This is a genomic window from Amycolatopsis sp. ATCC 39116 (genome assembly GCF_000231075.2).
GTDB lineage: Bacteria > Actinomycetota > Actinomycetes > Mycobacteriales > Pseudonocardiaceae > Amycolatopsis_E > Amycolatopsis_E tucumanensis.
In genome coordinates, this window is record NZ_AFWY03000037.1 from 26,448 (window position 1) to 49,802 (window position 23,355).

Annotated in this window: 28 protein-coding genes; 22 read left to right on the plus strand and 6 right to left on the minus strand. The window is 67.8% G+C overall.

Annotation, left to right across the window (positions count from 1 at the left end; genetic code table 11):
* Positions 1–74: 74 nt before the first annotated feature.
* From AMY39116_RS0329000 to AMY39116_RS0329030, 6 genes are all read right to left on the minus strand, one after another.
* Positions 75–1,580, minus strand: a complete 1,506-nt coding sequence (locus AMY39116_RS0329000; protein ID WP_020421111.1) for a ParB/RepB/Spo0J family partition protein — start codon at positions 1,578–1,580, stop codon at positions 75–77.
* 1,425 nt (positions 1,581–3,005) lie between these two features.
* The gene (locus AMY39116_RS44820; protein WP_157358719.1) at positions 3,006–4,328 is read right to left on the minus strand and encodes a helix-turn-helix domain-containing protein; all 1,323 of its coding nucleotides are present in this window, start codon (positions 4,326–4,328) and stop codon (positions 3,006–3,008) included.
* A gap of 294 nt (positions 4,329–4,622) precedes the next feature.
* Complete coding sequence (locus tag AMY39116_RS0329015) at positions 4,623–4,856, minus strand: hypothetical protein (protein ID WP_020421114.1); 234 nt, start codon at positions 4,854–4,856, stop codon at positions 4,623–4,625.
* 134 nt (positions 4,857–4,990) lie between these two features.
* Complete coding sequence (locus tag AMY39116_RS43715) at positions 4,991–6,250, minus strand: hypothetical protein (protein WP_202961468.1); 1,260 nt, start codon at positions 6,248–6,250, stop codon at positions 4,991–4,993.
* Between the two features lie 207 nt (positions 6,251–6,457).
* Positions 6,458–7,261: a hypothetical protein gene (locus AMY39116_RS0329025; RefSeq protein ID WP_027936310.1), complete on the minus strand. Its 804-nt coding sequence runs from the start codon at positions 7,259–7,261 to the stop codon at positions 6,458–6,460.
* Between the two features lie 12 nt (positions 7,262–7,273).
* The gene (locus AMY39116_RS0329030) at positions 7,274–8,146 is read right to left on the minus strand and encodes a hypothetical protein (protein WP_027936311.1); all 873 of its coding nucleotides are present in this window, start codon (positions 8,144–8,146) and stop codon (positions 7,274–7,276) included.
* 799 nt (positions 8,147–8,945) lie between these two features.
* Between AMY39116_RS0329030 and AMY39116_RS46365 the strand changes: the two genes are divergently transcribed.
* The 22 genes from AMY39116_RS46365 to AMY39116_RS43740 all read left to right on the plus strand — a co-directional run bounded on the left by AMY39116_RS46365 (position 8,946) and on the right by AMY39116_RS43740 (position 23,347).
* Complete coding sequence (locus AMY39116_RS46365) at positions 8,946–9,329, plus strand: hypothetical protein (RefSeq protein WP_020421118.1); 384 nt, start codon at positions 8,946–8,948, stop codon at positions 9,327–9,329.
* Positions 9,326–9,595 carry a WhiB family transcriptional regulator gene (locus tag AMY39116_RS43720; RefSeq protein ID WP_084506178.1) on the plus strand — a complete coding sequence of 90 codons (270 nt, stop codon included), beginning with the start codon at positions 9,326–9,328 and terminating at the stop codon, positions 9,593–9,595. Before AMY39116_RS46365 ends, AMY39116_RS43720 begins: the two co-directional genes overlap by 4 nt.
* A gap of 117 nt (positions 9,596–9,712) precedes the next feature.
* Entirely contained in the window at positions 9,713–10,105 is a 393-nt protein-coding gene (locus tag AMY39116_RS0329045; RefSeq protein ID WP_020421120.1) for a hypothetical protein, read from the plus strand.
* Positions 10,099–10,302: a hypothetical protein gene (locus AMY39116_RS0329050; RefSeq protein ID WP_020421121.1), complete on the plus strand. Its 204-nt coding sequence runs from the start codon at positions 10,099–10,101 to the stop codon at positions 10,300–10,302. Before AMY39116_RS0329045 ends, AMY39116_RS0329050 begins: the two co-directional genes overlap by 7 nt.
* A 190-nt stretch (positions 10,303–10,492) precedes the next feature.
* Positions 10,493–11,557, plus strand: coding sequence for a hypothetical protein (locus AMY39116_RS0329055; RefSeq protein WP_027936312.1), 1,065 nt, complete (start codon positions 10,493–10,495; stop codon positions 11,555–11,557).
* Positions 11,558–11,889: 332 nt separating this feature from the next.
* Positions 11,890–12,153: a hypothetical protein gene (locus AMY39116_RS0329060; protein WP_020421122.1), complete on the plus strand. Its 264-nt coding sequence runs from the start codon at positions 11,890–11,892 to the stop codon at positions 12,151–12,153.
* Positions 12,154–12,186: 33 nt separating this feature from the next.
* Positions 12,187–12,633 (plus strand): hypothetical protein, encoded by a 447-nt coding sequence (locus AMY39116_RS0329065; RefSeq protein WP_020421123.1) that lies wholly within the window; start codon positions 12,187–12,189, stop codon positions 12,631–12,633.
* A gap of 109 nt (positions 12,634–12,742) precedes the next feature.
* Complete coding sequence (locus tag AMY39116_RS0329070; protein WP_020421124.1) at positions 12,743–13,249, plus strand: hypothetical protein; 507 nt, start codon at positions 12,743–12,745, stop codon at positions 13,247–13,249.
* A 140-nt stretch (positions 13,250–13,389) separates the two neighbouring features.
* Positions 13,390–13,821 carry a hypothetical protein gene (locus tag AMY39116_RS0329075; RefSeq protein ID WP_157358720.1) on the plus strand — a complete coding sequence of 144 codons (432 nt, stop codon included), beginning with the start codon at positions 13,390–13,392 and terminating at the stop codon, positions 13,819–13,821.
* A gap of 150 nt (positions 13,822–13,971) precedes the next feature.
* The gene (locus AMY39116_RS0329080) at positions 13,972–14,211 is read left to right on the plus strand and encodes a hypothetical protein (RefSeq protein ID WP_157358721.1); all 240 of its coding nucleotides are present in this window, start codon (positions 13,972–13,974) and stop codon (positions 14,209–14,211) included.
* On the plus strand, positions 14,211–15,779 hold the full coding sequence (locus tag AMY39116_RS0329085; RefSeq protein WP_020421127.1) for a hypothetical protein: 1,569 nt from the start codon (positions 14,211–14,213) through the stop codon (positions 15,777–15,779). The genes AMY39116_RS0329080 and AMY39116_RS0329085 overlap by 1 nt, the downstream gene beginning before the upstream one ends.
* 99 nt (positions 15,780–15,878) lie before the next feature.
* The gene (locus AMY39116_RS0329090) at positions 15,879–18,107 is read left to right on the plus strand and encodes a hypothetical protein (protein WP_020421128.1); all 2,229 of its coding nucleotides are present in this window, start codon (positions 15,879–15,881) and stop codon (positions 18,105–18,107) included.
* A 120-nt stretch (positions 18,108–18,227) separates the two neighbouring features.
* Complete coding sequence (locus AMY39116_RS0329095; RefSeq protein ID WP_020421129.1) at positions 18,228–18,413, plus strand: hypothetical protein; 186 nt, start codon at positions 18,228–18,230, stop codon at positions 18,411–18,413.
* Between the two features lie 90 nt (positions 18,414–18,503).
* On the plus strand, positions 18,504–18,731 hold the full coding sequence (locus AMY39116_RS0329100) for a hypothetical protein (RefSeq protein WP_027936313.1): 228 nt from the start codon (positions 18,504–18,506) through the stop codon (positions 18,729–18,731).
* 104 nt (positions 18,732–18,835) lie between these two features.
* On the plus strand, positions 18,836–19,714 hold the full coding sequence (locus AMY39116_RS43725) for a helix-turn-helix transcriptional regulator (RefSeq protein WP_157358722.1): 879 nt from the start codon (positions 18,836–18,838) through the stop codon (positions 19,712–19,714).
* 123 nt (positions 19,715–19,837) lie between these two features.
* Positions 19,838–20,509, plus strand: a complete 672-nt coding sequence (locus tag AMY39116_RS0329110; protein WP_084506179.1) for an RNA polymerase sigma factor — start codon at positions 19,838–19,840, stop codon at positions 20,507–20,509.
* Entirely contained in the window at positions 20,503–20,724 is a 222-nt protein-coding gene (locus AMY39116_RS0329115; protein ID WP_020421133.1) for a hypothetical protein, read from the plus strand. Before AMY39116_RS0329110 ends, AMY39116_RS0329115 begins: the two co-directional genes overlap by 7 nt.
* 360 nt (positions 20,725–21,084) lie before the next feature.
* On the plus strand, positions 21,085–21,309 hold the full coding sequence (locus AMY39116_RS43730) for a hypothetical protein (RefSeq protein ID WP_020421135.1): 225 nt from the start codon (positions 21,085–21,087) through the stop codon (positions 21,307–21,309).
* A 41-nt stretch (positions 21,310–21,350) separates the two neighbouring features.
* On the plus strand, positions 21,351–21,983 hold the full coding sequence (locus AMY39116_RS44825) for a hypothetical protein (protein ID WP_020421136.1): 633 nt from the start codon (positions 21,351–21,353) through the stop codon (positions 21,981–21,983).
* Positions 21,980–22,213: a hypothetical protein gene (locus AMY39116_RS0329135; RefSeq protein WP_157358723.1), complete on the plus strand. Its 234-nt coding sequence runs from the start codon at positions 21,980–21,982 to the stop codon at positions 22,211–22,213. The genes AMY39116_RS44825 and AMY39116_RS0329135 overlap by 4 nt, the downstream gene beginning before the upstream one ends.
* Before the next feature lie 534 nt (positions 22,214–22,747).
* Entirely contained in the window at positions 22,748–22,909 is a 162-nt protein-coding gene (locus AMY39116_RS46370) for a hypothetical protein (protein ID WP_020421139.1), read from the plus strand.
* Between the two features lie 6 nt (positions 22,910–22,915).
* Entirely contained in the window at positions 22,916–23,347 is a 432-nt protein-coding gene (locus AMY39116_RS43740) for an RRQRL motif-containing zinc-binding protein (RefSeq protein ID WP_020421140.1), read from the plus strand.
* Positions 23,348–23,355 lie beyond the last annotated feature (8 nt).

Consider the following 23,355-nt stretch of genomic DNA (forward strand, 5'->3'; position numbering starts at 1 on the left):
ACGGTGAGGGGAGGAGCGTTTCCGTCGGAAACGGCCAGGCTGCATGGCGGCGTTTCCGACGGAAACGGTGGCTGTCAGGCCAGCTTCTTCTCTTCGTAGGCAGTGAGGGAGTGGTAACCGAGCTCGGCCAGGCGGCGAACGTAGCGCTGAACCGCGGGCGGCCACGGGCGGTCGCCAAGGTACTTGTCGTCGGCAGCTTGGGCCTCCAGCACGGCCAGGGCGGTGGCGAAGGCGAGCCTATTCGCCTCGGCACGGTTATCGCGGATCACCTCGCCAAGGTCGTACTCGGTCGCGATCTGGGTTCCTGTCCACTCCGCAACCTCAGGCCGGCGGAGAACCGCCTTGTCGGTGCTGCCTGTGAGCACAGCTTCCGCCAGAATCTCGATCAGGGCCTGGCGCCGGCTGTCGCGGAATTCGGAGAACTCGTTCACCATCCGGCGACAGGCGTCTTTGCGAGCGGCGGACGCGTCGTAGTGCGCCTGACGCTGCTCATGCGCCAGACGGGCGGCTTCCAGATCGGCGGGGGTATCGGTCGCTGTGGAGCTCTTCACCTTCTCCGCCTTCGCACCGGAGGCGGTCGGGGATGCGCTCTTGCGGAAGTACTGGATCCGACCGTCGACGACGGCCGCGCCGGCCAGATCACCGGCCGCGCGCGCGATCTCGACCTCGTTCTCGGTCGCCAGCCGGTGCAACCATGCTGCGTCGCCCCAGCGCCCCGTCGGGTCGATTTCCTCGAGGCCCATTTCGGCGATCTGCTGGCGGGCGGATGCCACGGCACCCTCGAGTTCAAGGCGCCGGCTCTCCTGCTCGATCGCCGCCTTCAGCGACAGCCGCTCCCCCGGCGGTCCGGCGGTGGCAGCCTTCAGGGCTCGATCCTGACTGCCGGCTTCCGGCAACTTGGACAGCAAGGTAAGGGCGCCGTCGACGGTGATCTCCTGCCGATTGAGAAGGTCGCGGCCTAGCGGCGTGAGCTGGAGCAGCTTGAGCCGCTTGGCGACCTGCCCCTTGCTCCTGACCGCACCGCCGACGGTGTCCACGATCTGCTGATAGGACATGCCGTCGTCCACCAGGAGCTGGTAGCCCTCGGCTTCTTCCAGCGGGGTGAGCTGAAGTCGGCCGCCGTTCTCGGCCAGACGTATCTGGTTGAGCGCACGAGCCGTGGCGAATTCGTTGCGAACGACGGCGGGGACGGTGTCGCGGCCGGCGAGCCGACTGGCCGCCTTCCGGCGATGACCTGCCACCATGACGTACTGACCACGCTTGGTCAGCTGGTCGAGCTTGGGGGAGTTGCGCACCAGCGCGGCCCGCTCGCAGACCAGGACGGCGGACATGACGCCGAACTCGCGAACGCTCGGCAGGATGTCCGCGAGTTCCTCCTCGTTGGGCTCCTGCCGATGCGTGGGGTTGTACGGGCTTTCGACGATGTCGTCCAGCGGGATGTCGATGATGCGGAAGCGATCGGGGAACTCGGCGACTTCCCGCTCAAGGCGGGCTATCCCGTATGACCCCAGCCCACCGCTCCGCGACTTCGGCTTCTCGTCCTCGCTAGCGACTACGGGGACGGGTAGGGGAGCGGGCACTGGAGCAACTGGCGGCGGGGTCGCCGTCGCAGCCCCGGCTCCACCCGTACGGTTCCGGCCTGAATTGCGGGGCATTCGTACACCCTTCGAGTCGTGGAGGCGGTACGTGGAGAGCTCCCGGCCCCGGGGCTCGCGTGGCTGCCGCGCGGGCCGCTGACGGTGTACGTCCCGGGGGATCTTGCTTCGGGAGCGCGCCCAGCATAGGACGGTCGGCCTGTAGCCCTGCAGACACACGTCGGCGTTTCCGACGGAAACGCCTCACATCCTCCGGATTCCGTAACAGTGTTTCCGGAATAGGTGCGGATGACGGCTCACGTCGGCGGCGGAAGGGAAGATCGGCGGCGACGGAACGATATCCCTTCCGAGATCCACGCCCAGGAACCGGAACGAGCCAGAGGGCCTCTCGGACGAGACCAGCGGAACCGGCAGCGGAACGGTTCCTGCAGCGAAGGCGGAACGCCTCTCGGAACGAGACGGAACGAACACCGGAACTCCGCAGGTCAGCAGCCGTTTTCCGGCGGCCGTTCCACTCATTCGTTCCGGCCGTACAGCTCGTACTCGTTCTGGACGAGGACCGGCCGTTCCGCCATGGTCCCGGACCAGGCGCCGAGCCAGTTCCGTCTGACGGCGGCCGCAGGTTCCGCCAGGATTGACGGTTCCGCGGCCCCCATCCGACGCCACCCCGAGGCGACGCGGCACCGGAACCGGCTGACTCGTCGCAACCCCGTCGGCAGCACGAGCCGGGCACGAACAGCTGCATCACGCGCACCTCCCCGCCGACGGATGCCTCAACGTCATGGGATCTCTGCTGCCGCTTCGCCCCACTGACGCGACGGCGAGCAACCCCGTATCCCGGAACGCAGCCTCGATCACTCTCCGTAGAAGGTTCAGAAGGTTCAAGGCCACGGTTCAATCGAGGTTCATGAACCCCACGACCTGGGGCTTTGCCTCGCACGCGTATACGCGCGCGCGACGCGCCGCTTAGGCCCGCGCTCCGAGTGCCTGCGCTCGCCGGCGCGGGGACGCGGGTTCACGCATGCGCCTTCGGTTACAGCGGGTGATCCGGCGCCGCTTCAGCGTGGGCTGCGTGCCTGATGCGCGGCTCTTGTTCCGTCCGCCAGCTTGCTCGAGCCCGGGCACCCGCGGTGAGGCTGGCGACCCCGAGGGAGGACTGGTTCTGGCGAGCCTCGGCCAGCAGCGCTCGTCGGCGCTGACCTTCGCTGTCGGATGCGAACGAAGATCACCTCCCACCCTGCGACGAACCCTCTTCCGCCGCCCTCCCGTATCCGAGCCGGCCGACATCTGGTCGATGTGCGCCCTGAGATCGCTTCTGCCGGTCCAGGGGTGCAAGGACACAGCCGAATGGCTGTCCGGGCGTCAGCGGCGAACTGAGAGGGCATTTCGGGGCCTCTCAGCGCGACTTGATCACGCTGCGGTGAGCGCTCGGATGCGGTGTAGGCGCGCCTGGACTCCCTTTGGCAGCTCGGCGAGGGGGCGGTGGCCATGGGCGACGAGGGTCGCTCGGTCCGCGGGACCGAGCGCGGCGAACTGGGCGTCATCAAGCCAGTCCACGGGGCTGGTAGCCGGTCGTTCCAGAGTCGCTGGGGTGGGACTTTGCGGTGCACGGCAGCGCGCGGCACGTGCATCGGCGTGCTCGACGGCCTGGGCGTCGACGAGGTCCGGGGCGTGCTCGGGGTCGAAGGCACGGATCACGAAGGTGATCTTCCGACCCGTAGTCTCACGGAACTTGGCCAACAGGTAGCCGCGCACGCGTTCAACTTCATGACCAGCCGCAATGGCAGCGGCTACTCGGCGCCTGAGCGTCCTGCGCTGGGTCGTCCTGCAGTCCAGCCGCCGTAGTCCAGCCTCGATCTCACGCTCGGCCAGGAGTTGCTCAGCGACCGCCAGGGCCGCAGCCGACGGCTGGTTGGATTCCTCGGACGGAGAGTCCGTCCGTCCGTCCGCGCTGCGGGCTTCGGCGGCGGCAGCCGCGGCCTCGCGCCCGCGGGCGTCACCACACGGACGGACGGACGGATCGTCACCACCAGAACCCGAACGAAGTGAGGGTTCAGGGACCGGTTGAGGCTGGACCGGTTCCCGTAGGGATAAGGACAGGTTTGGGTGAATGGTGTGCACCCCTGAGCTGTGTTTCTTATTCACCCCTGAGCCCTGAATGTCATTCACCCCTGATGCGGCATCCGCGGTGCTGTCGTCAGGGGTGAATAGCGTGCACCCCTGAACATTTCCGCTGGTCACCGGCATGGTCCCGGTGGCACTGACGCTGGAATCGGTTCCCTTCTTCCGGGACCGCTTGGGGTTCGGCTTGCCCTTGTCAGACCGCTGCGCGCGGCCGGTCTGCGGTGGCGGCGCGATGTCTGGGCGATCCTCGGGGGAGAGCGGCTTGAGCCCCTTCTCTGCCCGCTCGCGGTTCGCCCGCTTCCACTTCTCCGTGCCGTAGGCGGAGTAGGGCATCAGCACGTCATAGACCGTCGGTCGGTAGCGCTTGTCGATGTGCCGGGCGGCATCCTGGTTTCCGCGGGCGATCAGCCCGCGCTCGACCATGCTCCGCAGGTAGGTCTGCACGGTGCGTTCGCTGCACATGGCCGCGCGCGCAAGCCGGCGAACGCTGGGGTATGCGTCAGTGCCGTCGAGGTTGGCCCGATCGGCCAGGAGCACCAAGATCAGACGTTCATAGACGTTCGCGACTGGGGCATCCTCGGTTGCCCAGTCCATCACTGCAAGTGCCACGAAGATCCTTCATGATCATGCCGAAGCACCACGTCGCCGTGACGACCGCCCCGAAACGTCGAAGTTTGACAGCTGGGTGCGGTAACATCTCGCAAAGCCGTCCGCTCCACGCTGTAGGGCGAGGGGCTCCATGTGGTGGTGGTTCTCCACATGGCGGTGAAGTGGTACTCCACGCGTTACGGAAGCCCTCCGCGTTCCCGGCCAAAGGAAGAGCGGAGGGTTTTCGCCTGTCTGGGGGTGTTCGTAAGACGGTGGTGGTTCGGCACCGTCTCGGGCGAACGCGAAAGGTCAGGCTTAGGTCGGTGACACCTCCAGCTTCTCGGCGCGCAACTTAAGCTGGGCGCGCAAATCCTCAACTTCGGAGCGGAGGCGCTTCAGTTCGGCGCGCTCCCGCTCGGCCCTGCCAGGGGTCATCACGTGGGCGTAGGGCTTGCCATGGAAAGTCAAGATCAGCTCGTCGACAGCGATGAGGGCGCGTCGAAGGTCAGCGGGGTTCTTGCTGACGCGTTCGGCGGTCATCGTGGTCATCGCGGCTCCTCCAAAGAAGGCGAGAGGTCCAGCTGAAGTTAGCGAAACTCTAGGGTTTCCGGGCTGACCTGCAAGTTTCGGCGTGTCGGAACGCGCTATGGAGGCTAACGATCCTTGGCGTGAGGGGCAGGCCACTATGGGCGTCGCCGTAGTTCGTTGAGTTGTTCAAGGTAGGCGCGTGTTGGCGCTGCGTCTGGCGCGCTGGCGGTGATCGCAGCAGTGAGGTCCTGAGCGACCATCAACAGAGACGGGATAGATCGACGGTCGGCCGAGAGTGCGCGTATCCCGTATTCGACGGCACCGTCAACGTCGCCCTTACGCGCAGCAACAGTCCCGAGGGTCACGCGTGCCTCGGCGTTCCGCATCACGGAGTGCTCGGTGCCGTCTGGGGAGGTTCCAGCCGTGAGAACCTCGTGCGCGAGCTGCTCAGCTGCGTCGTCGTCGCCGGCGATGCGGTGGACATCCATGCGGTAGAAGTCGAACTTTGCAGGATCGACCACGAAGTGATGGCTGAGATTCGTGGGGTACGGCATGGGCTCGAGTAGCCGACGGCCTCGTTCAAGGGCACGGCGTGCGTCGTCGGGACGTGCCATCCGGACGAGCGCTTTGGCCTCTTGCCCCGCGAGCTGCACGGCGACGCGTGAGTTACCAGCAACCGCGGCGCCAGCTTCCGCGGCGGCAAGTACTCCGCGATAGTTGCCGCTGGTCAATGCCTGCCAGGCCTCGATCTCGTAGGCCCATCCCTGGATCTCGGAATGCCCGGCCTCTTTGCCGAGGCTGAGGGCATGGCCACGCGTGACACTTGCGGAGGCGGTGTCACCGATGTCGTACTGCACGCAGGCGAGTAGCAACGCAAGCCATCCAGCCTGGACCTGGACTTCCTGTCGTTGAGCCAACGTCATGGACTGACGGGTCAGTTGGACGACGCGCCCCAGCCACGCCCGGCTTTCCGTCAGAAGTTGACCAGCTGGGACGTAGGGATACTCCGAGCACAACTTGTCGACCGTGAGCGCAATGCCGTGCAGGCTCGCGTCATCGACACTTGAAGCCTGGAGCTGTTGAAGCAACTCGCCTACGTCGCCTGTTGGCACCGTGAGCGTTGGGCGCGCCAGGGGAAACAAAGCTCCAGGAACCGTGTCGAAGAGCGTGGCGAGGTAGCGCTGATGATCCGGGCGAATGCCGGTTCTGCCCGATTCCCAACGCTTCCATGAGCGCAACAGGTTTTCGGGATCAGCGAGCTCAACGTCGTGGTGCACACGGGCGCTTTCGCGCAGTTGGCGGACGGCCTCCGACTGAGACCAGCGTCGGCGTTCGCGCTCACGGCGGATCCGATCGCCCCATTCGATCCGGCCAGGTTCACTCATGTCTTCATCTTCCAGGTGCGCGAGGCTCATGCCATCCAAGTTGCGTCATCGGGCGTGGTTTTCGCAGGTGACAAAGTGGTGACACGGTGGAGTGTCCCTAGATTGACACTGCCGAGAGACCTAGGACCCGAAGCAACATCAAGTCATCGGGTCCTTGAGAAATCCATAGTGGAACAGGCGTGTGAAAGGGTGGGTGACCAGCGCATCTGCTGGTCACCCACCCTCGCCACCCAGGATTTAGATCCTCGCGTAGACGACCGTGGCATCGTCGGACTTCTTGTTGCGGGGATACCGCTCGCCGAGCGGGTCGGCCTCTTCGGCTGCTCGGGTGCGGTTGATGAGCTCGGCTGGGCCTGCTGTGGCGAGTAGGTCGAGCGCCTGGTCCCAGCTGATGAAGCCGAAGCCCGTGACTAGGCGCGCTGCCCCGTCGCTTAGCAGTGCGAACTGTCGGAGGTCGTCCGTCCGGAACTCCCCGGCGATTGCATGGTCGACGACCGTGGGATCAGCTGAGGCAATCCAGTACCCACCGTCGTGGTTCTGGGCGGCGAGCTCGATCTCCTTCATCTTGATCAGTGCCGCAGCCTTCTCCGGTGTACCGATGAGGTGTCGGTCCGCAGCGGCGCGCTCAGCCAACGCGGTGCTGCTCACTCGATCGTCGCTGATCACCTTAATGCCGGCCGCAACGTCGGCGGCGATCGTGATGTCGCCAAGGACTAGGTATCGCAGCACAGTGCCTTCATCTCGCACTATGGCAACTCCGGCCGATGGGGCACCTGGACGGGTGAGATCGCACTCTGGGTGAAGCTGGGTGACCTCGGCAATGGCGGTCGAGAGGATCTCACCGAGTGTCAGTTGTCGATCCGCTGCTGCCGCGATGATGGCGGCCCCAAGTTTGCGCGTGTACCAGGCGGGGCCGTGATGGCAGCCGGTCTCGGTCCGCACGGTGGCGCCGTCGAGCACCACGACCAGATCTGGAGTAGCGGCCAACCAGTCTTCGTTCTCGCCAGCACCGCCGGGGACAGTGGTCCCTGCGAAGATCATTCGGTGGCCTCCCTACTTGTCGGTGTAGACCGGTGTGGCCAGTTCGGTTGATTCAACCTCGCGAGTCTCTGGATCAAAGGTGCACTTGACCAGCGCTGACCACCGCTTCGTCTTCACCTGCTGGTAGAGCTCATGAACGTGGCTGGTGAGGTAGTGCGCAGCGCCGAGGGTCCCCATCGCATGAATGCCAGCCAGATAGAGAAACGTGCCTTTGCCGTCCGGCCGCGGAAGCCGGCCGATATAGCCGTAGTCCGCGGGCACGCCCTCGTCAATGGGGGAGCGGAACCTGGTGTCGGTGGTCTTGTCCACCAGGTACCAGCCCCTCCCGTTGACCGCGAAGCCGAGATGTTCGTCAGCCTCGAGCACCTGGCCCACGATTGGCAAAAGCCGAGGACTGGTGATGACGATGAGGTTCGACCGGTTCAGCTGGACTAGGCCAGGTGGAGGAACGACCTGGTAACTGGCCTTTAGTCCGTAGTCGCTGACAGTTTCGGCGATCAGGTTGAACGCAGCCAAGGACTGTTCGGACAGCACAGCGGATGGCTCGACGTTTGGCCCTCCGGTACCGCCGGCGCGGGTTTCCCATTTGCCCCCGATCGCGACAGTCAGTGCTGCCGTGCCGAACAAGGCGCGCTCCGGCTTGGGGCCAGAGGTGAGTAGCTGGTCAACACGAGACCGGGTCATGCCGAGCATCTTGGCCAGCTCATTGGGGGTCTTGCCCTCGCCGATCAGCTCGCCCAACGCTTCGCGGCGGACGCGGCTGTACTCGTTGACCCACTCCTGGTGAAGGGCCAATGCCTCGATCGCTTGCTTCGCGCGCGCCTCAGCTGGCGTGCCCGCGAGCCGCTCGAGATCAGCCTTGACCAGGTCTTTCAGTTGATCCATCCGGCGGTCCGTCCTGTTCCACGGCATCAATCTTCGCCAATCCTCTCAGGGGGGCTTGACGGCCTCAAGGGGGACTGTCTAGATTGGCGATACAACCCCCCCTTGAAGCGCAGAGGGGGACTTGCAAACTGAAGATTCAACCCCCCCTTAAAGGTCTTATCCGGGGTTGTTGTTCCGACAGTCGGCGCCCCCGGCGTCGGGAGCGGCGGGCCTGCACCCGTGTGGCTGCCCCACCCCATCGGCACGTGCCCGAGGGAACTGCAGAGAACTACATAGTGAGATCCGCAGACCTCGACCTGGGACATGAGGCGAGCGGATGGGATTGCGGCCCGCGTTGCGCTGGGAGCTACGAGTGGCCTGCAAGACCCGATAGAGCACCCACCGCGGCCAGGGGAACCTGGCAAATGCAGGCGAAGCTGGACGGATTGACTTGTCTCCGCCGCTTCTGGTCGGCCCTCACGGGCTTGGGAAGTCGGGTTGAGCGGCGTACGGCACCACGCAACAGCCCCGAAGCGGCCGCCCTCACGTTTGTCCAGCCGACGTGGGAGATGTCTTTCCGGTCCTGCTCCCCCAGGAGCCCCGCCCCGCGCGGAACGGAGTCAACCAAGGACCGCACACGCTCAACGCAAACACCCAGTTCAAGTGGGGTTTGCCGGTCGCTCTCACCTGATCCGCTGCTCGCCGAGTAGCGCCGGGTGAGGGCGTGCCGGGGAACCACCACCACCCGGCCCGTCCCGGTGCTTTGGCACACCGGGACGGGCCCTTCCATTCGTCCACTTCGGAAGGGAGCCGTACGGCAATGACCATCACCGACTGCTTCGACGTCTTCGGCGACGCCACCTTCGTCGACGCGGCCGACCGGTTCGACGACGCGCTCGCCGAGCCGGTCGACCGGAACCGCGAGTTCAACGCCCTGCTCGCCCCGGACGCGATCACCATCCCGCCGTCGGACCTGCCCGCCTGGGAGCTGCCCGAGTACGAGCCCACCGTCGCCGACCTACTGGCCGTCGAGGCATGGGCCGCCAAGGAGCTCGAGGACGACGACATCGACGCCCGAATCGCGTCGGCGAACACGCTCTCGGCCTACGAACAGCGGCACCGCGAGCTGATGCTGCTGCGAGCCAACATGCCGCAGCCCGGCGAGTCGATTCCCGAGGACGTTGAGCTGGGGAGGGCGGCATGAGCTGGCGAGACCACGCCGCCTGCCGTCCCACGCCAAGCGGACTCAACCCGCATATCCGAATCCCAGCCGTGGAACTGGCCGAGGCGTTCTTCGAACCCTCCAACCCCTACACCGAGGAGCTGGCCAAGCAGGTCTGCGACCACTGCCCGGTACGCAGTGACTGCCTGGCCGAGGCGCTCAACGACGGTCTCGACGACGGCATCTGGGGCGGCCTGACCGCCGAAGAGCGCCGGGCACTCCGCCGGGCCAAGACGAGGGCGGCGTGATGAGCAAGTCTGCGCCGACCTCGCCGTCCAAACCGACACAGACCGACATCAACGGTCGCCCGATCACGGTCCCCGCCGATCCACCCATCCTGTCCGGAACGAAGGAGAAGCGCTGAAATGTCCGTGCTCACCACCCTGCTCGCGACCGGCGGGACCGGCGCGGCTACCGCCCCGGTGGCGGCCCTGCTGCTGTCCCGCCGAGCGCGCCGCGCAACCGCCCTGACCACGGCCGCCGCCACCATCACCGGCCTGGCCGGCGCCGGTGTCCTCACCGGCGTCACCGTGCCGGATCTGGCCCACAACCCGATCGTCACCACCACGGTGGGAATGCTGCTCGCGGCCGCGGTCGTGATCGGCCTGCTCTGGATCACCCGGCAGGCCGCCAACCTGATGCGGCCCCGCCCGGCGACCAAGGTCGTCTACGTCCCGGAACCGGCCACGGTCGTCGGCCAAGACGGCACGGTCCAGCTCCCGGAACTCGAGGAGCGGGAAGGGCGGCCGCGATGGTGACCGTCACCGGCGACCTTGGACATGACCTCCGGCTCACGCTACGAGCCCAACTGGAGGCAGACGAGATCTTCGAGCGACGGTGCCGCCGCGAAATCGCGAACGGGATCGCCCCGGAGATCAACACCGCCCGGCTGGCCGCGATCGAGGAGCACGAGCGCAGCCTCTGGGACGCGCTCGCCAACGCCCAACAGCTGTAACCAACTCCCATGACCTGGTGCTCCGGCACCGGGGGAGCACACGCGGGACCGCCCGGGGGACCCCCAGCCCGGCGCGACCTCCCCACCCGCGTGTGTTTCCCAGGCCACCGGATCAGCAGCCCTTGCACATCGGCCGAGATCACCGGCCCCCTCACACTCCTGCACACCCGCCTTGGAAGGAGGCACCGTCGTGGACGCCATCGGCGCGCACGCCCCCGGACCCGACGAGCAGTTCCACCAGATCGTGGCCGGCCTCGACAGCGCCGAGATCGAGCGGGCCGCGACCGCCCCGGAGGCGCCGGCCCACCACCCGGCACACCCGCCCACAACTCCGCCGCCCGCTCCCGCGCCGAACGCAGACCAGGAGCGGACGGCGGGACCAGCACCCACCCCCGCGCACGCCGCCGTTCCAGTCCCGGTGCAGATCGCGCCGCCCGCGCCGCTGCCACAGCCCCGCCCGCGGCTACCACAGGCGCCGACCGCTCCGGAGTACTGGGGACAGCGCGGGCTGGTCGCCGTCTACTGGATCGCCATCCTCACCGGCGCCATCGGCCAGGTGATCTTCTTCGGCGACCTGTTCCACCTCGGGTGGGCCGGCTACCTCGCCGCCACCATCATCGCCACCACCGCAGAAACCGTCATGGTCTCCTCAGGCGACACCGCGCTGGATCTGCGCGCCAAGGGACGCCGAAAGCCGCAGTGGGTGCCGTTCCTGCTCATCGCATTCGCCGCCGCGGCGGCAGCGTCCGGGATGAACCTGACTCACTGGTGGGCCAAAAACCCCAGCATGGCGATCATCTTCGGAGGCATCGCCTTCCTCGGCTTCCTCCTGCACGTCGTGCACGGCTTCGGCGAGGGCACCGAGTACCTCGCCGAAAAGAAGAAGTACGACAAGGCCATCGCCGAGCTCGAGGCCAAGCAACAGGCCGAGATCGAGCGGGCCCGCCAGCAGCAGGCGCGCATCGAGAAGGAGCAGGAGCTGCAGCGACGTAAGCCCGAGCAGCCCGCCACACCGCCACCGCCCACACCACGCGCGTCCTCGCGGACGACGCCCGGTCCGGCCAAGTCGCGGCCTGCGGCGAAGAAGCCGAGCGGCAACAAGATCACACGCGAGGAGGTGCTGGCCTGGGCACTCCAGCAGGACGAACTGCCGAACTCGGGCGAGGTCCTGCACCACTTCGAGTCCACAGGCCGACCGCTGCCCACCGACCGCGCGGTGCGGAACTGGCTCGCCGAGGTGAAAACGACCGACTGATCGATCCGCCCGTACACACCGCCCAGGACCCGGCTCAGGGGCTTGGTCTCATGAGGGAGCAGACATGAAACAGACGGACACCGGCCCGCGTAGTGCCTCACGCAACCCGCTGGAACTGTGGCGCGACCTGGCGACTGGCCGTGTCATTGGCAACGGTCAGTGTGAATGGTGCGGGCACGTTCTTCACTTCAAGCCCGCCCGATGGGTTGCCGAGGAACGCGGCTACATCCTGGAGTGCCGCGACGGGGCCCCCCTTTGTTGAACGCTAGTCGATTCGGTGGCCAGCACCCACTCGGTGTGGGAGTCGGACTGCTCATACCTGGAGGTAAACCGTGATCAGCTACGTCCTGGAGGGCGCGGAGAGTCTGGCCCTCGTCGAGTGGAAGCTCACCGAGTTCGTCCCGGGAGAGGACCCCGAGGTGATCGCGAGGGCGGCGTCACTGTCGCCCAGCGAAGCCACCGAGTGGGCCAACGCCCAGATCGGCCCCTACGTGGAGTTGGACTGGAAGTCCGCGGATGGCTCGGTGCTCTCGCTGAAGTGGACCTCGCAGCGACCGGAGCCGGGCGACGACCCCGACCTCGAAGTATTCATCTGACGCCTCAGTGCACACTCCCGGAGGTGACCGCGTTTGGCCGGCCACGTCAGGTCGATCGACACCGGCAAAGCTCGCCGCACCGCCAGCGGCAAGACGCGCAAGATCCGCCAGCACCTCCCGCCCGGTGAAGTTGAGAAGGCCAAGCGCCGCAAACAACACCTGGGCGCCCGCACCGTGATCAACGCCAGACTGGCAGGCACCAGCGACCCCTTGCGGCAGCTGGACATCGCTCGCGAATACGTGCGCAGCGCCGCGGCGAAGTACCAGGTTTCTGGTGAGCTGGCGGCGGCGGTGGACGCGCTGATCGCAGCGGGGGACCGGATCTTCATGACAGGCGAACCGCTGTCGCCGTCAGCGAAACGCACCCGCCGCGCCGCAGCAGAACAGCATCGGGCCAAGCGTAAGCGCACCGCCCTGCTGGTACGCGAGGGCCGCGCCGCGGTGCGCCGCCAGCAGAACGACACCCGCCACTCCGCCTGACCCGGCCCCGCTGAGCCGCACTCGGCGGCACCGTCAACAGCCGGTGCCGCCCCTGGGCTGCTCAGCCCTGCATCGATCAGCCCCAGCCCCATTCACGAAGGAGGTAGCCGTGTCTGCGCTGCCCGATCACACCGGTAAGCCAACGGATCCGGCCGCCACTTCGGCAGCCGAGCGGTTCGACCAGCCTCGCCACCTGTACCCGGTCCATCCCACCGAGGACACCATCGAGGTTCCCGCGGTGCCCGGGCAGGACTCGGACAGCGACGCCACTGGCGGCACATTGACCGAGCGGGTTGCGTGGCTGCGGACCGTGTTCACCCCGGAGGCCGGCCTCTACACCGACCGGCCGCCCTCGATCGCCGAGGCCATCCGACGCGCCAAGCATGGACGGCAGCTGGCCGCGGACGGACCGCTGCGCAAGATCAGCATCGCCCACGGCTACGTGGCCGCCGCGAACAAGGCGGCGGTGCGCACGTGGGAGTGGATCGTGGACCACCAGGCCCGGTTCGCCGTCTTTTTGCTCCTGCTCGGCCTGGCACTGGTGTTCCCGCCCACCCGCCAGCTGATCGCGTGGCTGCTGTACCCGGTCGCCTGGGTTCAGCAGCAGCTTGACTGAACCACCCGCGGTTCTGAGCTGCACTCGACGGCGCCCGCGCTGCACCAAGGCGGGCGCCGCCTCTGGGTTGCTCAGCCCGTTCACCTCGCGCGGCTCCGCGCACCCCCTTCACTCGCCACACCCGTCGTTCTGGAGGTCTCATGCTGTGGCTTGCTGCCTTGCTGTTTTTTGTCATCCGTTGGAAGACCCAGAAGCTCAAGCGCGTGGGCTGGATCTTCAACGTGGTCCTGCTCGCGCTGGGCACGTGGGCGCTCATCCTCGCCCCGCTGCCCTTCGGCTGGGGGACCCTCGGCGGCGTCGCCGCCTACATCACGTCCTGGATCTTCGGCCTGGTCGGCCAGCTGCTGGGAACCGGCTCGGCGGTCGTGGCCGCCGTGCTTCTGGTGATTGTGGCTGGCCTCGGCATCTGGGACGTCGTCAAGGACAAGAAGCCGGATTCCTGGGCGAAGATCGCGATCTACACCGCGCCCGTTCTCGCCCTGGTCGCCGGCGGCCCGCTCGCCGCGCAGGTCCTCGAGTTCACCCACCTCGTCGGCAACGTCGGGCCCACCGTGATCGCCAGCATCTCCTGATGCCCTCTCACCCTCGCTCCACCACAGCCCGCACGGTGCACCCCCGGCGCCACCTGCCACGGCGCCGGGCTCACGGGTGGCCGGGTTCGATTCCCGGCGCGGGCACGCCCACCAGCACCAACGAACCGAGCAGGAAGGAGAACCACCGCGATGAAACTGCTGCGGCGACCTCGTCCGCCCGTCACGACAGTGCGGGCTGACGAGCTCATCCCCGGCGATCGCCTCGCCGAGGTCAGCGCCCTGTCGGGCGGTGAGACGGTCACCCACGCCGACCAGGGGCACGGCGACGCCATCGTGTTCGTCACCACCGCCGAGCAGCCGGGGTGGGTGTGGCCGCTGGCCCCGGCCACCTCCGTGGCCATCTACGAGCCGGAAGAGGTGCACAACTGATGGACCCCTTCTCCGCTCTGATCCTGGCCGGCATCCTCTCGGTCCTGGTCACACGCACCGTCGCCTCCGCGGTCACCGACACCATTGCCCAGGCCAAGGGGCAGACGCCGCCCAGCCTGGAGAAATGGCGTCAGCGCCAGAAGGAGCGCGCCGCGCGCGGCGAGGCCCCCGAACGCGAGACCGGCCCGTGGCGGCGACGCTGGCGCAACGCCGTCGAGCACCACAACGCCAAGGCCGCCCAGAAGCACGCCGCCCGCATGGAATTCCTGCGCGACAACGGCCCCCAGAACGTGGCCCGCGAGAAGGCGAAGCTGCAGCGCCGCGCCCAGCGGTGGGACAAGATCGGCGCCACCGTCGCCGGCATGGGTAACACCTCCTGGGAGGCCGCGAAGATCTGGGCTGAGGGCGTGAAGGAACGCCGCACCGAGGCCCGTGCCTGGAAGGAGAACGAGAAACGCACGGCCGACCCGGTCGACAACCAGCTGCGCTACGCCGAGTACGAGGACTCCACCGACGGCGCCCCCTCCGCCAGTCCCGGCAACTACGACGATGAGGGGGGCACGGCGAATGACCGCGCCTTCGAGCGCAGCCGTGCCTCTGGTTCCGCGGGCATCATCCTTGCCCCCGAGGGTGAGACGCCGCAAGAACGCGCTGCGCGGCTTGCTGCCATGAACCCCGCTGACCGTGCCCGGGCCATGGACAACAACGAGCTGTTCTGGGCCGCAGAACAGGACTACGACAAGCTATCGGGTCCGGAGCGGCTTGCGATCCGCGACCAGCTGTACCAGCGCGGCTATACCGAACTCGCGGCCACCGCTGGCATGCCTGAATACATGCACGGCGAGCTGGCGGCATGGGCTGTGAATGCCCGCAAGGCCGGGGTGATCCGCAACGTGGACGAGATGGACCGCCTGCTCAACCGGCCGTTCGAGGACGCCCTCGGGCTGGAGTCCTTCAACAACGCCACCGTCCTGCCTTTCCGCAACCGTGCCTCCGAGCCGGACACCGACTCGACGACCACCATGCCGGAACCCCACGGGAACGGCGACAACACCGAGGAGGACGACGCGAACGCCGACAACAGCACCCCGACGGACCGCGACAACACCGATAGCACGGAAGGAACCCCCACCGCCATGACCACACCGACGCACTCGGGTGAGATCACCGACCTGCCCAGCGCCCTGGCCTACGTGACGGCCACCTCGAACTACTGCGCGCAGATCTCCAGCACGTTCGAAACCACGAAGGCGCAGGCCACCGCGAGTGTCAACGACCTGCAGGCCCAGCTCGCCGCGCTGGAGACCGCGCAGTCCACGCTCGCCGGCCAGGGCTTCGACGGCACGGTGACTGGCCCCATCGCCCGGATCCACGAGCACTTCACGACGCTGATCAACAACCTGAAGCAGGTCGAGGCCCTGCTGGCCACGACCGACGACGCGCTGGGCTCGGCCACTGGCGACCTCAACGCCGCCGAGGCCGTGTTCACCTCGCAGCTCGGGATCGCCGAGCAGGTGCAGTCCCAGTCCTCCGTCGCCGACAACACCGGGTTCTACGCCAACGCCTGAGCCGCACTCGGCCACACCAACCCCACCGGCTGGTGTGGCCTCTGGGCTGCTCAGCCCCACCTCGCCACCCCCACGACGACCCTGGAGAGGAGCTTCGCCGTGTCCACCCCGATCCCGCAGGCCCCGGACGCCACCATCGACGACACCGCGGTGGACGTGGCCGCCGTCCGCGCCCAGAAGATCGACACCCTGGCCCAGACCCTGTTCACCGAGCTGGCGCACGCCGAGCTGCGCAAGCCGCCAACCGAACGCACCACCGACGCCGTGCTGTGGAAGCAGGCCCGCCGGGAGGCCACCGTCCAGGTGCGGCGCGAGCAGATCCGGCAGCGCGCCAAGACCGTGGCGACGGAGACGGTCACCAGCGTCTACGCCGACGTCAAGTCCGCGGTGCATCGCAACCGCGCCCAGCTCGCCCCGTGGAAGATCGCCACCCCCTATGCCGCGGTCGGCGAAGCCGCCTACCTCCTGGCCGAATACGGATCTGGATCACCGATCGGCATCAGCGCCCTGTGCGCGGCGACCACCGCCGGCGCGTCCCTGATCGCCTGGCGCAAGAAGTTGCAGGCCAAGACACCGGCGAAGTTCACCGAGCGGCTCAAGGCGTCCCTGGCCATGTTGTGCGGCTGGACCACCGCGATGCCGCTGGTGCACGGCACCGGTCAGGCCGGCATGTGGCTCGCGCTCGCCGGCGGCGCGGCCTGGATGGGACTGCCCTGGTGGCGCGAACACGACCACCCGATCCCGCTGCCCGACGACATCGCCGAACTCAACGTCGTGGAGATCCAGGAGGCGACCGAAGCCGAGAAGCAGGACGCCCTCACCCAGCGCGTCCGTGGCATCGTGCAGGCCTGGCACGCCCGCATCGGCCGCGAGCGTGGTCCCGTCGCCGGCGCCACCCTGACCTACCTCGGATCCAACGACAGCGTCGACGAGTACGAGATCCTGCTGGACCAGGACGGCGCAGTCACCCGCGACCAGCTGAAGCAGCCACAGGTGCACCGCCGGATCGCCCTTGCGATCGGAGTGCTCGAGGACAAGCTGTCGTTCGAGTTCACCAAGCACCCCGCGCGCGTGATCATGCGCCAGCTGATCACCGAACCCTCGTTCACCTATGACGGGCCGATCGTGCTGTGCGATGGCAAGCCGGTCCATTCCCGCTGGGAGATCACCCCCGGCGCTGCGGTGGACATCGTCTACGGCCACTACCTCGACGGCCGCGGCTACACCGCCTACCGGGTGATCGACGCGGGCAGCGTCAACTCGATGTTCGTGCTCGGCGGCACCGGCTCCGGCAAGACCAAGCTGATGGAGACCATCGCGATCGGTCTGCGGTTCCTCGGCGTGCACATCCTCTACATCGACGGGCAGGGCGGCGCATCCAGCGCAGCGCTCAACGACCACGCCGACGAGACCTTCCCGTTCACCGAGAACGGCGTCCGGGAGCTGTCCGCGACGGTCTCGGCCATCATGCGCGCCCGCAACGCAGAACTGCGCGAACGTCGCGAGCTGAAGAACCGCTACACCTACGACCCGAACCGGCCCCCGGTCATCGTGATCCTCGAGGAAGGGCACGAGGTGTTCTGCATGCCCCGCATGGCCGGCAAGCAGAAGCTGGGCACCTACGGCGAGGTGTTCGGGCAGTACGGCCAGCAGACCCGCAAGCTGGGCGTCGGAATCCTGACCGCCAGCCAGGACTTCGACCTGACCGCCACCTTCGGCGGTTCCGCCCGCCTGCGCTCCGCGCTGCTCGCGGGCAACAACTTCGCCGCGATGCGGCTGCCCGACAAGTCCCGCATCGGCATGCTGCCCGCCAGCTGCCCGGCGCTGGACACCCTGCCCCCGAAGGGCTACGGGTTCTCCCCGTTCGGCGACCGCCCGGACGCCCTGTGGCGGGGCCCGAACCTCGACGCCTCCGACCGCGAGCCCGAGGAGTGGATGACCAGTTTCGACCCCGGCGTGCTCGACGAGCACACCGCTCAGGGCGTCGCGGCCGCCGCCCTGGTCGCCGATGAACCCGACGACGAGGAAGGAGACGACACCAGCGGCGCGAACGAGAACAAGGTCGTGCGGTTCCCGTTCGGCAGCCACGCCACTGAGGCCGGCCAGCGCGAACCGGGGGAGGAGGATGCCCCTACCGGGGAGGTCGAGTCCCTGACGCCGGCCGAGCAGCGGGTCATGGACGTCCTCATCGAGACACCGCAAACCCCCACGACCCTCGGGCGGGCTCTCGACATGACCAGCCAGGTCGCCGGACGACACCTGCAGAAGCTGGCTAAGAAGGGCCACGCCGTGCGGATGGAGGACGGCCGCTACATGGCCAAGGTCTGAGCGGCCATCCCAGTATCCGGCCGCCCGCGGCCCGGGTGCTGGGGCGGGCAGCTCAGCCCATCTGTCACTGATCACCGCTACCCTCGACCTACGACGCGCAGTGAGCAGGAGGTTTGAGGGGTGGCCAAACAGGAGCCGGACGACATCGCCAGTGACGCCTGGGACTGGTACAAGCGCGCCGACAATGCGTACCGCAGAACCAAGAACGGCTCGTCCGAGGAGATGCAGGCCATCCAAGCGATGGCGCTCTCGGCGATGGCCGCGCTCTACGCCGAAGAAGTCGAACACCAACGCCGCAACCGCTGACCAGAACCACCCCGAAAGGGCCGGGTCTCCACAAGGGAGACCCGGCCCTTTTCTGTTGCGCCGACACCACCGACAGGAAGGAGCTCCTAGATGAATCGAATCGTGCCCGGGGACCGAGTCCGGCTGGTCCGCGTCTTTCACGACAAGAACCGCACCGGGGCCCGCAACGTCTGCGTCGACGGCACCGTCGCCGAATACACCGACCTGGGCAACGGCACCGGCGCTCTGCTGCTCAAGGACGTACCGGAAGACCTGCGCGGCTACTGGGCCGCCCCCTCTTCCGACCAGAACCAGACCACCACCCTTGAACGGCTGTAGACCGGACCACCACGGTCCTTGCTCGCCACAGCTTGAAGCCTCGTCCACCGGCTGGATCTCTGCCCAGTTCCAGCCCCACTTCTCAACCGTCGAAGGAGACCCGGGTGAACGCACCCCGCCTCCAGGAGGCGCCGAAACCTGCCACCCATCGTCCGCACGGCACGCGCGTGAAATTCGTCGTCGAGAAATGCCGCTGCCTCCGGTGCAGAGCAGCCCACCGTGCCTACGAGAACAACCGTCGCCGACAGCGCGCCTACGGCCGGAAGCCGTACGTCGACGCCGAACCCGTCCGCCAGCACGTGCTCGCGCTCCGCGCCGCCGGCATCGGCCGCCGCCAGCTCGCCGCCCTCAGCGGGGTCAGCGAAAACACGATCTCGAAACTCCTGACCGGATGCCCGGCACGCGGCATGGGCCCGTCGAAAGGTGTCCGCCCCGACACAGCGCGCAAGATCCTCGCCGTCCGCCCCCGGCGCGAGAATGTCGCGGGCAAGGTCCACATCGCTGCCACCGGCACCCATCGGCGGCTGCAGGCGCTCGTCGCGATCGGCTGGAACCAAACCCGCCTCGCTGAACGGCTCGGCCTCAGCCGCGCCAACTTCGGCACGATGATGCACCAAGCCAAGGTCACCGCCGCCACCGCCAGCAAGGTCCGTGCCTTGTACGACGAGCTGTGGGACCAGCATCCCCCCGAGTCGACGCGGAACGAACGCACCGCGGCGTCCAAAGCACGCAACCAGGCCCGCGCTAATGGATGGGTGCCACCGGCGGCGTGGGACGACGACGCCATTGACCACCCTGATGCCCGCCCGCAGGGCGTCACGAACCTGCCGACCAACCGGCGAAAGCTGCTCCCGCCCGTTGATGAGATCCAGAAGCTTCTCGACAGCGGCGACACCGTGGCCTCCATCGCGCAGCGATTCAAGGTCCAGCCCGCCAGCATCCGGTCGGCACTATCCCGGGCCCGACGAACGCAGGCGGCCTGACGTCGTCGGAGCCACAGCCAGCCCGCCCACGCTGGCCCGGTCGAGCTTCTCGACCGGGCCAGCGGCCATGTCCCCGCTGGCGACGTTGCCTTGCCCGCAACCCGCTGCTCAAGGAGGCCTTGCATGACCGACACGATCACCACGCTCAGCCCCAGGGAAGCTCAGGTCCTCAACTCACCGCATTGCAGCGCAGTGGGACGAGGAGGGGATGTGAAGCACCAGTGGCCGATCTGGGTTTCGCAAGCGCAGGCTGGCAACCGGGCGGCCCTCGAAACCCTGGCCGCCCAGCTCTTGTCAGTGATCAGTGGCTACTGCCGCCCGCACCGGTATGCGCTGCGCGCGGCCGGCAGCAGCACCGACGACGTCGTCCAGGACGTGTGGCTCAGCGTCCAAACCGGTCTCGACCGGTATGAAGTCCGAGGCGACGTGCCGTTTCTGGCATGGGTACACACCATCACCACGCGGCGGATTGCCGACGTTCAGCGCGGCGCCGCGAAGCGGCCGGTGATCCTGAACCACGACGACCTGCAAGCACTGCCGCTGGTCACCGATGGAGCGGCCGACGTGGTGGAACGGCGCTGGCAACAGCAGCAGATCAGCAGAGTGTTGCAGACGATGGTGCCGCGCCGCCGTGAAGCGCTGCTGTGCCATGTCCTCGGGGAGAACGATCGCGAGATCGCTCGCCGCTGGAGCAGCTCGCCGGTCTCGATCCGGGTCGCCCGCCACAAAGCCATGGCCGCCCTACGCGGTCGCCTGGCGCACCAAGCAGACGGAGACGGAGGTCAGCGATGGTGATTTGGATCGTGGTCGCGGTGATCGGCTGGCTGCTGGTCGCTCTCGCCTTGACGCTCCTGGCGCGCATCCGGACCGCAGATCGGCAGGCTCGAACGCCGATTCAACCGCACTACTCGCCCGGCCAGCTTCTTCAGGAACGCGCCCAATTCCGAGGTGCACCGCCGGAGGATTGGCCCACACAGGAACTGCCCCGCATCGACGAGGAGGGCCGATGAACCCGATGACGGGGCGGCGTCACCAGTTCGTCTCGACCAACAGCAGCAGGGACCGCAAGTGCGCGATCTGCACCATTCGGGTCGAACGCGTGCCCGACGGCTGGTCGTGGTCGCTCGAAGGACCACGACACGTCCAGATCGCTGACCGATGGCTCGACTGTGGCCCCGCGTCCACGCTCACGAGGTTGCCGGCCTGTGGCGCCGTCGTCGCTCAGCCTCTCATCACCGTCGAGCTGCCCGACCCCAGTTCAGACAGCACGCGATAACCCACAGCGTCCACCGAGGGCGGGCCACTCCGACGGGGGAGAGCCCGCCCTCGTCGCAACGGGGCGTCCCACGCAGTTGCTCGGAAGGAGTCGCATGTTCGCTGCGCTCGACCCCACCGCCCGCCTCATCGTCGTCCTGGCCCTTCTCGCCGGCCTGTACGCCCTGTCGGGCCTCCTCTGGCCGTACACCGCCTGCAATGCCTGCAAGGCCGGCAAACACGCCTCGCCCACCGGGAAGAACTGGCGCGACTGCGGACGATGCGGCGGATCCGGCAAGAAGATCCGACAGATCTCCCGCCTGCTCGGCAAGGACGACTGACTCGGCCCACCCTTCGAAACGCCACCACAGAACGGGAAACCATGCACACCACGAACATCCGCTCCATCACCGACGACACCGAGAACCCCAGCCAGCCCGACGAGAAGCCAGGCTGGCCCCGATGGGCAGTCCATGCGCTGGCATGGCTTCGGCAGTCCGCGAACACCGCCCGCCGCTTCGTCGAGACTGACCCGGCCGGGGCCGCGTCGCTGCTCGGCGCCGCGGCCGGCGCCGTCCTGACAGTCGTGCTCGCCGTCGGCCTCTTCGCGGCCGTCCTGCAATGGGCCGTCTCCGGACACGCCCTCCACGATATTCAGCGCGCCCTGCCCGCCGTCCGCATCGTGACCGACGCGATCGGTCACTGGATGACCACCCACACAGCCGGCCTGCCCCTCTCCACCCAGACCGCATCCTGGATCTGGGGACTGACCGGCACGGCGCTGTTCCTGGCTGCCAGCTACCGCCACCTCGGAGCCCAGCTGTTGTGGCCGCTCTACGGCGCCGCCACCGCGGCTTTGGCGTGGATGGGCACGGACACGCCTAGCCATCGCCCTGTCGTGGTAGGGCTGATCGCCGCGGCGTGGAGTGTGCTGTCTCTGCTCGCGCTGCGCGGCCGGCCTCACCAACGGGTCACCCGACGGCTCGACGAGCACAACCCGTGCCAGGCGCGGTGAGCCGCCACCTGGCCGAGCTGGGGCGCCCGCTCACAGCCGGCCTTCCCCTCCAGGTGCGTGATCTGCTCGCGGAGGAACTGACCATCGTCGTGATCGCGATGCGCGAGCAAGCCAACCTCTGGCGCGCCGCCCGAACGCCGGGGCTGGAAACAGCGATCGTCGCCTTCGGCGACTTCGCTGACGTGGTGCAGCAACGCGCTCGGGCATACCGAAATCCGTCGTCCGCCTGATCCGTGCCCACTTACGGCAGTGGGGCCTGGCTCCTTCCCCAGCAGGGGAGGAGCCAGGCCTTTTTACTGTCCGACGAGGAGGCCTCGCCTCCCACGTCGTCACTTGCGTAGCTTGTAACTCTGTAAGTTTCCTGCTAAAGTGCCTTTTTGAAGGGCTCAAACCCACTCTGCTTCTAGTGCAGGTTTCGTGAAGCCGCGAAGGAGAACGAAATGCCGGAACTGACCCACTCCGCCAGGCCGCAGCCGCCCGCGTTCCGGGAGGGCGATGTGGTGCGCAACAAGCACACCGGGGTGCCCTGCTGACTGCCTGCCACCCGGCGAGCGATTGGAAGGCGTTCTACTACGAGCTTGTGCGCCCGGCTCAGTCCGCAGTTAGCCGCTAGGACTGAACGCGGTGCGTGAGCAAGCTCTCGCGCCATGATCGCCAAACCGGCTGAGTAGCCGGACAGAGCGCGACCCCGGGTTCCCGCCTGGACAGCACGACCCCGGGGCCGCCACCTCCAACCCGACACGAATCGAATCGAGGTGCCTGCAGTGTCTCACCTGTCCACGCGTGGCCGCACCGCCGTGCGCACTATCGGCGCGGCCGTGGCCGCCGTCAGCATCGTCATCGGCGTGGTCGACGGTGGTGGGCTCGGCCTGGCTGCCGCGCTCACCGGCGCCGTGGTTCTCCTGCTGATCTCTATCGGCCGGTGAAACCCAGTGCCCGCCCGCGAACACGTGCAGTTCGGCGCACTCGCCGACGTCGAGCTGTGGGACGGCCGGATCACCTGGTGCCGCGGCTTCCACGGCGGTCTGCCCGTCTGGAAGTTCGGCGAAGCCCCGGCCGGGCTTGTCACCCCGCGCCAGCTGCGCGAGCAGCGGCTCCGCGCGGCACGCGGCCAGGAGGTGTACGGCCTGCTCGCTTGGCGCGGTGGCCGCCGCTTCGCCGACCTCTATCGCGTCGACCTCGCCGTCCCGGCCCGCCGCTACACCCCGGCCGTCGCCGCCTCCGTCGAGGCGATGTGCCGGGCGCACCGCACCTGTCGTGACTGCGGCCGCGACACCGGCCGCTGGCTGCCCACGTCCACTTGGCGCTGCGACGACTGCGCTGACACCACCGGCTACCCGGCCCCCGCCGCCGTGGCCGCCTGACCTCACCT